This is a genomic window from Pseudomonas entomophila, assembly GCF_018417595.1.
Taxonomy (GTDB): Bacteria; Pseudomonadota; Gammaproteobacteria; order Pseudomonadales; family Pseudomonadaceae; genus Aquipseudomonas; species Aquipseudomonas entomophila_C.
The window spans coordinates 5,148,923-5,161,920 of record NZ_CP070982.1; the positions used below are offsets into that span (position 1 = coordinate 5,148,923).

General features: G+C 65.5%; 15 protein-coding genes. 7 read left to right on the forward strand and 8 right to left on the reverse strand.

Annotated features, from left to right (window positions below):
• Positions 1-63: 63 nt before the first annotated feature.
• Together pcaG and pcaH are read right to left on the reverse strand one after the other, a co-directional pair.
• Positions 64-669: a protocatechuate 3,4-dioxygenase subunit alpha gene (gene pcaG, locus JYG34_RS22570; RefSeq protein WP_213658411.1), complete on the reverse strand. Its 606-nt coding sequence runs from the start codon at positions 667-669 to the stop codon at positions 64-66.
• Between the two features lie 11 nt (positions 670-680).
• On the reverse strand, positions 681-1,400 hold the full coding sequence (gene pcaH, locus JYG34_RS22575) for a protocatechuate 3,4-dioxygenase subunit beta (RefSeq protein ID WP_213658412.1): 720 nt from the start codon (positions 1,398-1,400) through the stop codon (positions 681-683).
• A 199-nt stretch (positions 1,401-1,599) separates the two neighbouring features.
• On the opposite strand from pcaH, the gene ypfJ reads away from it, so the two are divergent.
• Entirely contained in the window at positions 1,600-2,487 is an 888-nt protein-coding gene (gene ypfJ, locus JYG34_RS22580; RefSeq protein ID WP_213658413.1) for a KPN_02809 family neutral zinc metallopeptidase, read from the forward strand.
• Between the two features lie 77 nt (positions 2,488-2,564).
• Here the strand turns inward: ypfJ and yedA are convergent, their stop codons facing one another.
• Positions 2,565-3,485, reverse strand: coding sequence for a drug/metabolite exporter YedA (gene yedA, locus JYG34_RS22585; RefSeq protein WP_213658414.1), 921 nt, complete (start codon positions 3,483-3,485; stop codon positions 2,565-2,567).
• 154 nt (positions 3,486-3,639) lie between these two features.
• Here yedA and JYG34_RS22590 point away from each other — a divergent pair, with 154 nt between their 5' ends.
• On the forward strand, positions 3,640-4,098 hold the full coding sequence (locus tag JYG34_RS22590) for an Lrp/AsnC family transcriptional regulator (protein ID WP_213658415.1): 459 nt from the start codon (positions 3,640-3,642) through the stop codon (positions 4,096-4,098).
• A 9-nt stretch (positions 4,099-4,107) separates the two neighbouring features.
• Here JYG34_RS22590 and JYG34_RS22595 read toward each other — a convergent pair whose 3' ends face one another.
• Both JYG34_RS22595 and JYG34_RS22600 read right to left on the reverse strand, forming a co-directional pair.
• On the reverse strand, positions 4,108-4,587 hold the full coding sequence (locus JYG34_RS22595) for an NYN domain-containing protein (protein ID WP_044488490.1): 480 nt from the start codon (positions 4,585-4,587) through the stop codon (positions 4,108-4,110).
• A gap of 157 nt (positions 4,588-4,744) precedes the next feature.
• Positions 4,745-5,485, reverse strand: coding sequence for a DUF2076 domain-containing protein (locus JYG34_RS22600; protein WP_213658416.1), 741 nt, complete (start codon positions 5,483-5,485; stop codon positions 4,745-4,747).
• Between the two features lie 157 nt (positions 5,486-5,642).
• On the opposite strand from JYG34_RS22600, the gene JYG34_RS22605 reads away from it, so the two are divergent.
• The gene (locus JYG34_RS22605; RefSeq protein ID WP_213658417.1) at positions 5,643-6,299 is read left to right on the forward strand and encodes a YciC family protein; all 657 of its coding nucleotides are present in this window, start codon (positions 5,643-5,645) and stop codon (positions 6,297-6,299) included.
• Positions 6,300-6,305: 6 nt separating this feature from the next.
• Here JYG34_RS22605 and hrpB read toward each other — a convergent pair whose 3' ends face one another.
• Positions 6,306-8,834 carry an ATP-dependent helicase HrpB gene (hrpB, locus tag JYG34_RS22610; RefSeq protein ID WP_213658418.1) on the reverse strand — a complete coding sequence of 843 codons (2,529 nt, stop codon included), beginning with the start codon at positions 8,832-8,834 and terminating at the stop codon, positions 6,306-6,308.
• Between the two features lie 121 nt (positions 8,835-8,955).
• Between hrpB and JYG34_RS22615 the strand changes: the two genes are divergently transcribed.
• The gene (locus JYG34_RS22615; RefSeq protein WP_213658419.1) at positions 8,956-9,375 is read left to right on the forward strand and encodes a polyribonucleotide nucleotidyltransferase; all 420 of its coding nucleotides are present in this window, start codon (positions 8,956-8,958) and stop codon (positions 9,373-9,375) included.
• Positions 9,376-9,400: 25 nt separating this feature from the next.
• Positions 9,401-10,270, forward strand: coding sequence for a cation diffusion facilitator family transporter (locus JYG34_RS22620; protein WP_213658420.1), 870 nt, complete (start codon positions 9,401-9,403; stop codon positions 10,268-10,270).
• A 103-nt stretch (positions 10,271-10,373) separates the two neighbouring features.
• Here JYG34_RS22620 and JYG34_RS22625 read toward each other — a convergent pair whose 3' ends face one another.
• Positions 10,374-11,159 carry a DUF6515 family protein gene (locus JYG34_RS22625; RefSeq protein WP_213658421.1) on the reverse strand — a complete coding sequence of 262 codons (786 nt, stop codon included), beginning with the start codon at positions 11,157-11,159 and terminating at the stop codon, positions 10,374-10,376.
• Between the two features lie 393 nt (positions 11,160-11,552).
• Here JYG34_RS22625 and JYG34_RS22630 point away from each other — a divergent pair, with 393 nt between their 5' ends.
• Positions 11,553-12,029, forward strand: coding sequence for an Lrp/AsnC family transcriptional regulator (locus tag JYG34_RS22630; RefSeq protein WP_011535815.1), 477 nt, complete (start codon positions 11,553-11,555; stop codon positions 12,027-12,029).
• A 53-nt stretch (positions 12,030-12,082) separates the two neighbouring features.
• A complete protein-coding gene (locus tag JYG34_RS22635) occupies positions 12,083-12,286 on the forward strand; it encodes a DUF2788 domain-containing protein (protein ID WP_011535816.1) in 204 nt (67 codons plus the stop codon).
• A 78-nt stretch (positions 12,287-12,364) separates the two neighbouring features.
• On the opposite strand, the gene JYG34_RS22640 is transcribed toward JYG34_RS22635, so the two are convergent.
• The gene (locus JYG34_RS22640; protein WP_249746192.1) at positions 12,365-12,994 is read right to left on the reverse strand and encodes a pseudouridine synthase; all 630 of its coding nucleotides are present in this window, start codon (positions 12,992-12,994) and stop codon (positions 12,365-12,367) included.
• Positions 12,995-12,998: the final 4 nt, after the last annotated feature.

Below are 12,998 nucleotides of genomic sequence, written 5' to 3' on the forward strand. Positions count from 1 at the left end.
CGAACCATGCCCCCCCGGCGAAGGTTCGCCAGCTAGCTGGCTCCTGCAGGGATCGGGGCTGCATCAGAAGTCGAAGAACACCGTCTCGCCTTCCCCTTGAATACGGATATCGAACCGATACGCCGTCTTCCCCTCCACTTCGCAACGCCGAGCGATCAATGTCTCCCGCCGCTGTGGCTGCTCGATCAGGTTGAGCACCGGGCACCTGGCGTTCGCCTCGCCCTCATCGTCGAAGTACAACCGTGTGTGCAGGTGGATGTTGATCCCCCGGGCGAACAGGCTGATGTTGACGTGAGGCGCCATGGGCACGCCCGCGGCATTGTTCACCACGCCCGGCTTCACCGTGTGCAGGGTCCACTCCCCGGCGTCGAACGTGGTGGCGGTGCGGCCGAAGCTGTTGAAAGCGCTCTCGTGGTTGTACGCGTCCTGGTAGAGGCCATCGGCATCGGCCTGCCACACTTCCAGGAACGAATCGCGCACCAGGTGGCCGTTACCGTCGTAGACCTGGCCGACCAGCACGATGTGCTCGCCCGGCGCATCGGGCTTGGCCAGGCGACTCCAGATCTCCTGGTCGCGGGTCGGGTTGCCGGCCGCCTCCAGGGCGAGGCCGATGTGCACGTAGGGGCCGGCGGTCTGCGAGGGCGTTTCCGGCAGCAATTCGATAGGCATGGCGGAACTCCTCAGCGGTTTTCGAAGTGGGTCTGGCGCTGGCCGCGCAGGACGATGTCGAAGCGGTAGGCCAGGCAATCCATCGGGTTGGCGTTGCTCATGTCGAGCTTGGCGATCAGCCGCTCGACCGCATCGGGGTTGGCGATCGACTTGACGATCGGGCACAGCGGAATCAACGGATCACCCTCGAAGTACAGCTGGGTGACCAGCTTGGTGGCGATCGACGGCCCGCTGATGGAGAAGTGGATATGTGCCGGGCGCCAGTCGTTGGGGCCGTTGCGCCATGGGTAAGGGCCGGGCTTGATGGTGCGGAAGCTGTAGTAGCCGTCGCGATCCGTCAGGCAACGGCCGACGCCACCGAAGTTCGGGTCCAGCGGGGCCAGGTAGCGATCGTTCTTGTGGCGATAGCGGCCACCGGCATTGGCCTGCCACATTTCCACCAGCGTATGGGGGACCGGCTTGCCGTACTGGTCGACCACCCGCCCGGCCACGATGATGCGCTCACCCACCGGCAAGCCGCCATGATTGAAGTTCAGCAGCAGATCGTGGTCATGTTCGCCGAAACGCAGGTGGGAAAAGTCCGGGCCGGTGGTTTCACTGATCGACTGCGGGATGCTGACCAGCGCCTGGCGCGGGGAACGTGCCACCGAGGTCTTGTAGTCGGGGGTGAAGGCTTTGGGGTGCCAGTTGCGATCACGGATCACGAAGCGGCTGGTGTCCTGGGCGGGCATGCCGGTTTCCTCTCTTGGAATTGTCGAACGCCTGGGTGTGGCAGGCGGACTTGCAGTTTCCGGCAGGCTCGTGGTGATGAATATTGATTTTCAGGGTCATAGGCATAACCATTTGGTTATGCCTGATCATGCAAAGCACCAGCCTGTGCGGCGCTGGGCTAATCTTTGACTTCATGTTTCACAAACCGGAGAGCAGTACATGGAATGGCGAAAAGGTCGACGCAGCGACAACGTGGTCGATGCCCGCGGCGAAGGGGGTGGCGGCGGCGGAATGCGCTTCGGTGGCGGCAAGGGCCTGGGGTTGGGCGCCATCCTGCTGATCGTCGGTATCGGCTGGCTGACCGGGCAGGACCCCTTGCAGATCCTCGGCCAACTCGCCGGGCAGATGGACCAGCAGCAGAGCGCGCCGGCCAATGTAGGCAGCAAGGCGCCACCGGCCAACGACGAGCAGGCCGAGTTCGTCGCCTCGATCCTCGGCGACACCGAGGACACCTGGAAAGCCCTGTTCGCCCAGGCTGGCAAGCAATACCGCGACCCCAAGCTGGTGCTGTTCAGCGGCCAGGTCAACTCTGCCTGCGGCTTCGCCTCATCGGCGGTCGGGCCGTTCTACTGCCCGGGTGACCAGCGCGTGTACCTGGACATGACCTTCTTCCGTGAGATGGAGACCCGCTTCCGCGCCGCCGGCGACTTCGCCCAGGCCTATGTGATCGCCCACGAGATCGGCCACCACGTTCAGACGTTGCTCGGGGTTTCGGCCAAGGTCGACGCGGCCCGACGCAATGGCCAGCGCATGGAGGGTGACAACGGCTTGCTGGTGCGCCAGGAGCTACAGGCCGACTGCCTGGCTGGCGTCTGGGCCTACCAGGCGCAAAAGCGCCTGAACTGGCTCGAGCCCGGGGATGTGGAAGAGGCACTCAATGCCGCCAACGCCATTGGCGATGATCGCCTGCAGCAGCAGGGCCAGGGCCGCGTGGTGCCGGACTCGTTCACCCATGGCACCTCGCAGCAGCGGGTGCGCTGGTTCAAGGCGGGGTTCTCCAGTGGCGACCTGAACCAGTGCGACACCTTCAGCGCGCGTAGCCTTTAAGCTCCGGGGGCCGCTTCGCGGCCCATTCGCGGATGAATCCGCTCCTACAGCAGGCCTTGTTTTTTAGGCAATAGCCGCTACTTGCACATTTCTTCCTTCAAGCCCGCTGGCTGTTCCGGTGCCTTGCGCCACTGCGGCAAGCCGATCAGCACCACCGCGCCGATGATCACCGCCATCGCCACGCACTCCTCGGCGCCAATCTGCTCGCCCGCGAAGACAATCCCCAGCAGCACCGCCACGGCCGGGTTGACGTAGGCATAGCTGGTAGCCGCCGCCGGGCGTACGTGCTTGAGCAGGTACATGTACGCGCTGAACGCCAGGATCGAACCGAAGAACACCAGGTAGGCCAACGCACCCCAACCGGCGGCGGTGGGCATTTGCGTCATGCGCTCACCGCTCAGGGCGCTGGCGATCAGCAGCACGACACCCCCTACCAGCATCTCGGCAGCACTGGCCATGGCCCCTTGGGGCAGGGGCAGGTTCTTGCTCCACACCGAGCCAAAAGCCCAGGCCGCCGCCGCGAACAGGATCAGCGCCGCGCCCATGGGGCTGGCCTGCAGGTTCGACCCCATGTTCAACATGCCGATACCGACCAGCCCAAGGGCGATCCCCGCCCATTCCAGACGCGAGTTGCGGTGGCCGAACATCAACCCGAACACCAGGGTAAACAGCGGCACGGTCGCCACCGCCAGGGCCGCCACGCCCGAGGCCACACCCGCGTGCTCGGCCAGGGTCACGCCACCGTTGCCGCAGCTGAGCAGCAAAAAGCCGATCGCCCCCGCCGCCCGCCATTGCGGCCAGGTCGGTGCGGGCACGCCACGCCAGCGCAGGAAGCCATACAGCAAGCAGCCCGCGATAACGAAGCGCACACCCGCCATCAGCATCGGTGGCCACGACTCCACACCAATGCGGATGACCAGGTAGGTCGAACCCCAGACCAGGTACAGGGCAAGGAAGGCACCGACAAGCAACAGCGGGAAACGACGGGAGGCAGGCATGGTGTTGGGCTCGAAATCCGTTTACAGGTGGCCTAGTTTAGAAAGGGCACCGGCCAAACATAAGTTACAAAACACGTTTAATTCACCCGAACACTTTGCTATGAACGGTATTTCGCAACCCTCACCGTTGATTGCAAAGCCACCAGGAAACGCCATGGACAAGTACGACCGCATGCTGCTCGCCGCCTTACTGGAGAACGGCCGCGCCACCTACGCCCAGCTGGCGCGTCAGGTGAATCTTTCCGCCCCCGCAGTCGCCGAGCGGGTTGCCAAACTTGAGGCCAGCGGAGTGATCAGTGGCTACACGGCCAAGGTCGACCTGGAGAAGATCGGCCTGCCGATCCAATGCGTGATCGAGCTGCGCCTGGCCAGCCATGGCAACCAGCAGGCCTACGACGCCCTGACCCGCATCCCCGAACTGATCGAATGCCACCGGGTCACCGGCGACCCCTGCGTGATCATGCAGGCGGCGGTGGCCTCGATGGGGGAGCTGGAGGCGCTGATCAATCGGGTGTCGCAGTTGGGGTTCAGCAAGACCTCGATCGTGTTGTCGAGCGCAGTGGAGCGCCGGGTGCCGCTGGCACACCTGGAAGCCAACCCCAGAAAACCCTGACAACGCGCGTCAGTGACGCAGAAGCAACTTGCCCTCGATAGGCACATAGCGACTGGCCGAGCGAATCAACGACAGCGCCGTGAGCCCCGGCACGCCATACACCACGGTCTCGACCCCATGACGCTTTGCCGCCCGCTCCAGCAACAGGTCGAAATCGCCGTCACCCGAGGCCAGCACCACCTGGTCGACCCGCTCCGCCGCTTCGATCACATCAAGGGTGATGCCCACATCCCAGTCGCCCTTGGCCGAGCCATCGGCGCGCTGAATATAGGGTTTGAGGCGCACCTCGAAACCGAGGTTGCGCAGGATCTGCTGGAACTGTTGCTGCTTGCTGTCGCCGCGGTCGATCGCATAAGCCACTGCCTCGACGATCTGGCCTTCGCGGCTGACTTCGGCCCACAGCGTGGTGTAGTTGAAGTGGCAACCGTGGACCTGGCGCACGGTGTAGTAGAGGTTCTGCACATCGGCGAACAGCGCGATCTTCTTCAAGCCAGGGCACCTCGTTGAATGCGTGAGAGGGGCTGCTGCTCAGCCCATCGCGGCACAAGGCCGCTCCTACACAGGCGGTGTGATGCCTGCAGGAGCGGCCTTGCGCCGTGAACGGGGCGCAACGCGCCCCTGGATGCCAACGAGTATGCCAGACCGTTCAGACGAAGGTGTCGTCGTCCGAGAAGAAGCCGCCATCGTCGTTGCCGTAGTCGGTGTCGGCATCCCCCCCCTGGTCGTTGCCCCAACCGCTGTTGTCGGCCACCTGGCGCTGGCCGTCCTGGTCGTTCCAGCCGCCGTGGTCGCTGGCCGGTTCTTCCTTGATCACCTCGACGATCTGCTCAGGCTGCGAGTTGTGATTGAACAGGCTGCTGATGCCCTGGGCCAGCAACACGCCCCCGGCAACACCGGCAGCGGTCTGCATCGCGCCACCGAGGAAACTGCTGGCACCGCTGCGGGCCGGCGCAGGCGCCGCGCCGAAGCCAGGTTGCGACTGGGGCTGGGCATAGGCCTGTGGCGCCGGTTCGCGCCAACCACCGCCGGAAGATGGCGGCGGCGCGACCGAGCGTTGAGGCTCCGGCGCCGGGTTGCGTGCGCCTGCACCGAAGATGCTGGAGAGAAAACCGCCACCGCCGCTGTTGCTGCTCGAACGGGTCGCCTCGAGCTGCGCGCGGGCCTGCTTGAGGTCGGCCTCCAGCTGTTTGTTCTGCTCGTCCAGGCGCTTGATCGCCGCTTCCTGAACCAGGATCGCCTGGGCCATGTAGTACGGCGCCGCCGGTTGCTGGCGCAGGCGCTCCTCGATATGCGCCTGGGCCTGGGCATCACGTGGCTGGGCGGGATCCTCGGCTTGCTTGAGACGGCTGAACAGGCCGTCGATCAGGGTTTGTTCTTCAGTGTTCATCAGGGCAACCTCGTGCGCGGAACAGGACATCGGACAGCGTCAAAGATGGGGGGCCGGGCGCTGCGATTCAATTAACGGGGCCATGAAACTTTTTTCAGCAAGCGGGCGGTCTGGGCTAAAGTGATGCCCTGCTTTTTCTGCCATGCGATGTTGACCGATGAATCCGCTGAGCGTTCTGCGCGACTCCCTGTACTTCTTCCGCCGTCACCTGACGAGCATCCTCCAGCTGTGCCTGCCATTGGTGGTGCTCGAGGCCCTGTGCACCCAACTGCTCTACCACCAACTGGGCGAACAGGCCTCACCCGCCTACGGCATGCTGGTCAGCCTGCTGTTCTACCCGCTGTACAGCGCCGCGCTGATCCTCTACCTCGACACCCGCAGCAACGGCCAGGCGATCGCCAAGCGCGACCTGTTCGCCCGCGCCGTGCAACTGTGGCCGGCCTTGGCCCTGCTGATCCTGATCAGCTCGCTGCTGATCATGGCGGGCCTGGCGCTGTTCATCTTCCCGGGTGTGTGGATCATGGTGAACCTGGTGTTCGCCGAGTACCTGCTGGTACTGCGCGGCCTGCCGGTGATCGAGTCGATGCGCACCAGCGCACGCATGACCACCGGGCACTTCCTGCGCATCATGGTCTGCATGCTCTCGGTGCTGGCCCCGCTGTGGCTGATCGACGGCCTGCTGCTGACCGCGTTCCCCGAGCCGCAGCCGGGTGTACAGCTGGTGCTGGACAGCTTGAGCGGTTTCCTCCAGCTGTTCAGTACCGTGGTGCTGTATCGCCTGTTCATGTTGCTCGAAGGCGAAGCCGGCGCCTGAGCGGCATCAGGTGCCCCTCGGCTTGGCCCGCGCCGTGGCCTCGGCCACCAGCGGGTCGTCCGGCCAGTAGTGCTTGGGGTAGCGTCCCTTCAAGTCCTTCTTCACCTCGGCATACGTCGTGCGCCAGAAGTTGGCCAGGTCCTGGGTGACCTGCACAGGCCGGCGCGCCGGCGACAGCAGGTGCAGCTTGACCTGCTGGCGGCCATTGGCGATGCGCGGCGTGTCGGCCAGGCCGAACAGTTCCTGCAGGCGCACGGCGAGGATTGGCGGCTGCTCGCTGTAGTCCAGACGGATGCTCGAGCCCGACGGGACCGCCAAGTGCGAGGGGGCGAGCTCCTCCAGGCGCTGGGGCAGCGGCCAGGGCAGCAGGTTGCGCAGCAGCGACGGCAGGTCCAGGGCGGCGAAATGGCTCAGTCGCGAGACCTTGCCCAGGTACGGCTGCAGCCAGTCTTCAAGGCTGGCCAGCAGCGCTTCGTCGCCAAGGTCCGGCCATTCGCTCACGCCCTGCTGTTGCAGGTCGAGCTGGCGCAACAGGGCAACACGGGCCTGCCACTGGCGCAGTTCGGGCGTCCAGGTCAGCAGGTTCAGGCCTTTGCGCCGCACCAGCCCCAGCAACGCCTTCGCGCGGGTGTCATCGTCCAGGCCAGTCAGGGGTTCGCGGCTGAGCACCAGTTCGCCAACCTTGCGCTGGCGTTCGGCGCGCAGTACCTGTTCGCGCTCGTCCCAATCGAGCAGGTCGAGGCATTCGACCTGCTCGGACAGCACATCTTCGAACAGCAATGGATCGAAGTCGGCGGCCAGGTAGATGCGCTCCTCGCGCTGGCCCTGGCGGCTGCCCAGGTCGGCGATCACCAACCATGGGCATTTCATCAACGCATCGACTTCGCTGAACATCGCCGCGCGGCCGTTGGCCAGGCGGTATTCGGCGCCACCCTCGCGGCGTTGCTGCGCCACGCGGTCCGGATAGGCCAGCGCCAGCAGCGCGCCAAGCCAGCGCGGGTGGTCGGGATCAGCCACCGTCGCTCGCGGTTTGCCGCGCAATTGCCCGCGATACTGGCGCGCCAACTGGCGGGCGCGTTGCACACCACCCTGGCCGCCGCGGCTAGCGCGGGTTTCGCCACTCAGCAGGGCGAGGCGAGTGTGCAGGTCGGCACCGCCGCCGCGCAGGATATCGCGCTCGCCAAGCAAGGCAGCCACGTCACAGGCCATGTCGGCCAGCCCCAGGTCCTGGCCGCGTAGCAACAGGTGGGCGATACGCGGGTGCGCGGGCAAGCCGGCCATGGCCTGGCCATGCTCGTTCAGGTTATCGCGGCTGCCGGGCTTGAAAGCACCGAGCCGCGCCAACAGGTCCTGGGCCTGGGCGTAGGCGGCAGCCGGTGGTTGATCGAGCCAGCTCAGCTGTTCCGGTGGCACGCCCCAGCGCGCCAGTTGCAAGGCCAGCCCGGCCAGGTCGGCCTGGAGGATCTCGGCGCTACCGTGCGCAGCCAGCTGTTCGTGTTGCGCCTCGGACCACAGGCGGTAGCACACGCCCGGTTCCAGGCGCCCCGCCCGGCCGGCACGCTGGGTGGCGCTGGCGCGAGAAATACGCTGGGTGTCCAGGCGGGTCATGCCACTGCCCGGGTCGAAGCGTGGCACCCGGGCGAGACCGGCATCGATCACCACGCGCACACCGTCGATGGTCAGGCTGGTCTCGGCGATGTTGGTGGCCAGCACAACCTTGCGCTGCCCCTTGGGCGCCGGCTCGATGGCGGCGCGCTGGGCATTCAGGTCGAGCTCGCCGTGCAACGGGCAAAGCAGGATGCCGGGGCGATCGCCCAAAGCCTCCTGCAGGGACTGCTGAACACGGCGAATCTCGGCCTGGCCTGGGAGGAACACCAGCAAGCTGCCGCTTTCATCCGCCAGCGTTTGCAGTACGCAATCGACCACCCGCGGTTCGATGAATTCGCCAGGCTGGAATGGCCGGCTCCAGCGGATATCCACCGGATGCATGCGCCCCTGGCTGCAGACCACCGGGGCCTCGTCGAGCAGCCGCGACAAGCGCTCGCCCTCCAGCGTCGCCGACATCAGCAGGATCTTCAGCGGCGGCTCGTCACGCAGCAGCGCGCGGCCATTGAGGCTCAGGGCCAGGGCCAGATCGGCGTCGAGGCTACGCTCATGGAATTCATCGAAGATCAGCAGCCCGACCCCCTCCAGGGCAGGGTCGGCCTGCAAGCGACGGGTGAGAATGCCCTCGGTCACCACCTCGATGCGGGTGTTCGGCCCGACCTTGCTGTCCAATCTGATGCGGTAGCCAACTGTGTCGCCCACGGCCTCACCCAGCTCGCTAGCCAGCCGCTCGGCCGCAGCGCGCGCGGCCAGGCGGCGCGGTTCGAGCATGAGGATGGTCTGCCCGGCGAGCCATGGCTCGTCCAGCAGCGCCAGGGGTACGCGGGTGGTCTTGCCGGCGCCGGGCGGCGCCTCGAGCACCGCCTCGTCGTGCAGGCGCAGGGCCTGGCGCAGTTCGGGCAGTACTGCATCGATCGGTAATGAATTCATGGTGGTCCTCGAACAATCGTCCGAGTATAACGGCGAACCGAGCCTGCCCTATCATGGTCTTAGCTTCAGGTGATGGCGCGAGCCTTCGCCCCTTGTAGTGCCTACTTTTCCGGAGATTCACATGCGCATCCCTTCCCGCGTCATTGGTGGCGTGCTCATCGCCACGTTGCTGACCCAGCTGACGGCCTGCGGCACCCTGTTCTACCCCGACCGCCGCGGCCAGATCGAAGGCAAGATCGACCCGGTGGTCGCGGCTCTGGACGCCATCGGCATTCTCTTCTACGTCATCCCCGGCCTGATCGCCTTCGGCATCGACTTCGCCAGCGGCGCCATCTACTACCCCGGTGGCCAGACCGCGCACATCGACCCGATAAAGCTCAAGCCCGCCATCAACGCCAATGGCCAGGTCGACAAGGTCAAGCTGCAGGCCATACTCGAGAGCGAGCTGGGCCAGCGCCTGCCGTTGAACGACCCGCGCTTGATCCAGCACCGTGGCAGTGTCGAGCAACTGGCCGCCTACGGCCTGGTTCCGACTGCCTGATTTTTTCAAGGACGCACACACGCGCATGACCGCGACCGCCGAACACAAGCGCCTGCTGCGCCTGGCCACCCGCGCTTCGCTGACAGTGGCCAGCCTGCTGGTACTGGCCAAGGCCGTGGCCTGGTGGCTGAGCGGCTCGGTGAGCCTGCTGGCCGGGCTGACCGACTCCGCACTGGATGCCGTGGCCTCGTTCCTCAACCTGCTCGCCGTGCACTACGCGTTGCGCCCGGCCGACGACGACCACCGTTTCGGCCACGGCAAGGCCGAAGCCCTGGCCGGCATGGCCCAGGCACTGTTCATCGCGGTCAGCGCGGTGTTGATCGGGGTGCAGGCAGTGGAACGCCTGCAAACGCCACAGCCGCTGGGCGACACCGCCGCCGGCATCGTGGTCATGCTGCTGTCGCTGGTGCTGACCCTGGCGCTGCTGGCCTTCCAGCGCAAAGTCATCCGCCTCACCGGCTCCACGGCGGTGCGCGCCGACTCCCTGCACTACCGCTCCGACCTGCTGCTCAACGGCAGCATCCTCCTGGCGCTGTTGCTGGCGCGCTTCGGCTGGCCGCAGTTGGATGCGCTGTTCGGCCTGGGCATCGCCCTTTACATCCTCTGGAGCGCGATCCAGATCGCCCGCGAGAGCACGGCGATCCTGATGGACCAGGAGCTGCCAGCTGATATCGGCGAACGCATGCTCGAAGTGGTGCTGGCGATTCCCGGGGTGAAAGGCGCGCACGACCTGCGTACACGGGTGTCAGGCAGCCAGTGGTTCGTTCAGTTGCATCTTGAACTGCCCGGGGAACTGCCACTGCATCAAGCCCACGAACTGTGCGTGCAAGCTTCGCAGGCCATCCGCGAGCGTTACCCGCGCGCGGATGTGATGGTGCATGCCGACCCGGCCTGAGCAGAGCCTCCCCCGTAGGAACCAGCCTTGCTGGCGAACACCGGCAAGGCCGGTGCCAGGCACCGCAGGGCCTGCATCGCGGCTAAAGGCGCTCCTACAGGAATCAGTTGATGCTATAGCCTCGCCCACTCAGGCAGGCGCCCAGCGCCCGCCGGTAGTTGTCGGCCACGTTGGCCGGTGGCGCGTAGGTCGCAGTGGCAGGGTCGAAGCCTGTCTGGCTCACCGCCCAGCGGTGACATTGGTAGCGGTCCTGCTCCTGCTGCTCCGGCCCCTGCCCATAGGCCGGGTAGGCGATCACGTCATAACCGTTGTACGGCTGCTGGACAGGCGCTGGCACAGTAGTGGGCGGATTGACCACCACGTACTCTCGACTGTCGGCCTGGTACTGGTAGTAGGTGTCGGCCACCAGGAAGAACAACGCGCCCCCCTGCCACACTTCACGGGCATAGGGCGGCAGGTAGCCGACTCTCACGCCGTAGGGCGGCCTGACCACCACATAGCCGCCGCCATGGGGTCGATACCAATAGCCACCGGAATAGAAGTAGTCCTGCCCACGATAAGGCACTTTCCAGTAACGGTCCGGGAAACGGTCGACGCTATGGCCGGGGTGATACTGCGGCCCCGGGCCCCAACCATTGCCATGACCATCCGGGCGGCCGGCCCAGTCACCGCCCGGCCGCTGCCCGTAGTAGCGGTCGTCGCCGTGGCGACGCGGGATATCCTGGTAGTAGCCCTGGCGCGGCGGCTGGCTCTGGCGCACTTCGTCACGGGAATTGAGCGGCGAGCCGCGCCCGCCATTGGGATCCTCCGGCCCTTGGGCCAAAGCGCCCAGGCTCAAGCCCATGCCCAACAAACCAACACCTGCCAACTGCCAGATGCGCGACCTCATGTTGTTCCTCTCGCTCGGGATGACTGCATGCTGCGCAGTTTACCGTGGCGACTGGCCAGACAGATGAAATCGCAGGCATAAAAAAGGGAGGCCTTGCGGCCTCCCTTCGGGAATTGTCGTCCGTGCTCGGCGCTTGTGACACCGGCTCACCTCGCGCCGTCTTCTGGACAGTGCGTAGCCCGGGGGCCTGGCGGATCCTGTTGGATGGCCGGCCGCGACCGCCCGTCTGGGGCGCGTCGCCGTGGACTGATGTCCGGGCAGTGATTCTGGTGATAAAGATAGGCCGGATGGTGCGGCAGGGGATTGCGAAGATTGCTCTGATAAATAGCACTTGCGCAATTTTTCACCCTGGATTGATAATTCATCGCAATCCGAACAGAAAAGGCCTTTTCCATGAGCAAGCTCGACCGCTACGACCTGAGCATCCTCGCCGAATTGCAGCGTGACGCGCGCATCTCCAACCAGGAGCTGGCCGAGCGCATCGGCCTGTCCCCCTCCCCTTGCTCGCGTCGGGTCAAGCAACTCGAGGACGACGGCTACATCTCGCGCCAGGTGGCGCTGCTGGACCGCAAGAAGCTTGGGTTGAGCCTGACCGCCTATGTGCTGATCGGCATGGACCGGCACACCCCCGAGCGCTTCGAGACCTTCGAGGCGGCAATCCGCAGCCTGCCGCAGGTGCTCGAATGCAGCCTGGTCACCGGAATGGACGCCGACTATCAGCTCAAGGTGGTGGTGCCGGACATGGATCACTACCAGAAACTGCTGCTGGGCAGCCTGACCCGCATCGAAGGCGTGACCAGCGTGCGCTCGAGCTTCGTGCTCAACCAGGTGCTGGCCAGCACCGAGCTGCCCTTGACCCATCTGCGTTGAATCCCACGGCGCAGGGCGTATGATCGGGTGCTCAGCCTGCCTGGAGTGAACTGATGGATCCCGCCGTATTCGAAGAGTGGATGATGATTGTCCTGGTCACCGTGCTGATCGCTTTCATGGGCTTCATCGTCTGGGACCTGGCGAAGAAATCCAAGGCGGGGCGCTTCGGCACCCTGATCCTGTTCTTTGTGCTGGGCCTGGGGGTGCTGGCATTCATCATCAAGAGCGTGGTGGTGGGGTTCCTCGAAGGGGTGTAGCGGCGCCTTGCAACCCCCGCTCTCCCTTGCAGGAGCGGCCTTGTGCCGCTCCTGCAGGGTACGTGCATAGCTCGGATATCACAGCTTCGCCGCCACTTCCCGCCAGCAACCCTGCTCCAGCCCCTCGATCGTCCAGTCGCCGATACGCACCCGCACCAGGCGCAAGGTCGGCAACCCCACCGCCGCCGTCATCCGCCGCACCTGGCGATTTCGCCCTTCACGAATCACCAACTCCAACCAGGCCGTCGGCACGCTCTTGCGAAAACGTACCGGTGGATTGCGCGGCCACAGCTCGGGCTCATCGAGCAAACGCGCCTCGGCCGGGAGAGTCGGCCCGTCATTGAGTTCGACCCCCTCGCGCAGACGTTGCAGTTGCTCTTGGTTCGGCTCACCTTCGACCTGCACCCAGTAAGTCTTGGCCAGCTTGTGCTTGGGGTCGGCGATGCGCGCCTGCAGGCGCCCGTCGTTGGTCAACAGCAGCAGCCCTTCGCTATCGCGGTCCAACCGTCCGGCCGGGTAGATACCGGGGATATCGATATAGTCCTTGAGCGTGGCACGCCCCTCGCCGTCGCTGAACTGTGTGAGCACGTCGAACGGTTTGTTGAACAGGATCAGGCGAGGCTCGGCCGGCGGCGCCTTGGGCTGGCGACGCGGGCCGGAAGGCCGCGCCGTCGGACGGCGCGGTGTGTTGCGGGGTGGCAGGGACATGGAT

What these genes read in the sequence shown, in the direction of transcription:
- hrpB (WP_213658418.1), bottom strand. Translation starts at nt 8,834, where the DNA reads ATGAATTCATTACCGATCGATGCAGTACTGCCCGAACTGCGCCAGGCC.
- JYG34_RS22615 (WP_213658419.1), top strand. Translation starts at nt 8,956, where the DNA reads ATGCGCATCCCTTCCCGCGTCATTGGTGGCGTGCTCATCGCCACGTTG.
- pcaG (WP_213658411.1), bottom strand. Translation starts at nt 669, where the DNA reads ATGCCTATCGAATTGCTGCCGGAAACGCCCTCGCAGACCGCCGGCCCC.
- JYG34_RS22605 (WP_213658417.1), top strand. Translation starts at nt 5,643, where the DNA reads ATGAATCCGCTGAGCGTTCTGCGCGACTCCCTGTACTTCTTCCGCCGT.
- ypfJ (WP_213658413.1), top strand. Translation starts at nt 1,600, where the DNA reads ATGGAATGGCGAAAAGGTCGACGCAGCGACAACGTGGTCGATGCCCGC.
- JYG34_RS22635 (WP_011535816.1), top strand. Translation starts at nt 12,083, where the DNA reads ATGGATCCCGCCGTATTCGAAGAGTGGATGATGATTGTCCTGGTCACC.
- JYG34_RS22625 (WP_213658421.1), bottom strand. Translation starts at nt 11,159, where the DNA reads ATGAGGTCGCGCATCTGGCAGTTGGCAGGTGTTGGTTTGTTGGGCATG.
- pcaH (WP_213658412.1), bottom strand. Translation starts at nt 1,400, where the DNA reads ATGCCCGCCCAGGACACCAGCCGCTTCGTGATCCGTGATCGCAACTGG.
- yedA (WP_213658414.1), bottom strand. Translation starts at nt 3,485, where the DNA reads ATGCCTGCCTCCCGTCGTTTCCCGCTGTTGCTTGTCGGTGCCTTCCTT.
- JYG34_RS22630 (WP_011535815.1), top strand. Translation starts at nt 11,553, where the DNA reads ATGAGCAAGCTCGACCGCTACGACCTGAGCATCCTCGCCGAATTGCAG.
- JYG34_RS22640 (WP_249746192.1), bottom strand. Translation starts at nt 12,994, where the DNA reads ATGTCCCTGCCACCCCGCAACACACCGCGCCGTCCGACGGCGCGGCCT.
- JYG34_RS22590 (WP_213658415.1), top strand. Translation starts at nt 3,640, where the DNA reads ATGGACAAGTACGACCGCATGCTGCTCGCCGCCTTACTGGAGAACGGC.
- JYG34_RS22620 (WP_213658420.1), top strand. Translation starts at nt 9,401, where the DNA reads ATGACCGCGACCGCCGAACACAAGCGCCTGCTGCGCCTGGCCACCCGC.
- JYG34_RS22600 (WP_213658416.1), bottom strand. Translation starts at nt 5,485, where the DNA reads ATGAACACTGAAGAACAAACCCTGATCGACGGCCTGTTCAGCCGTCTC.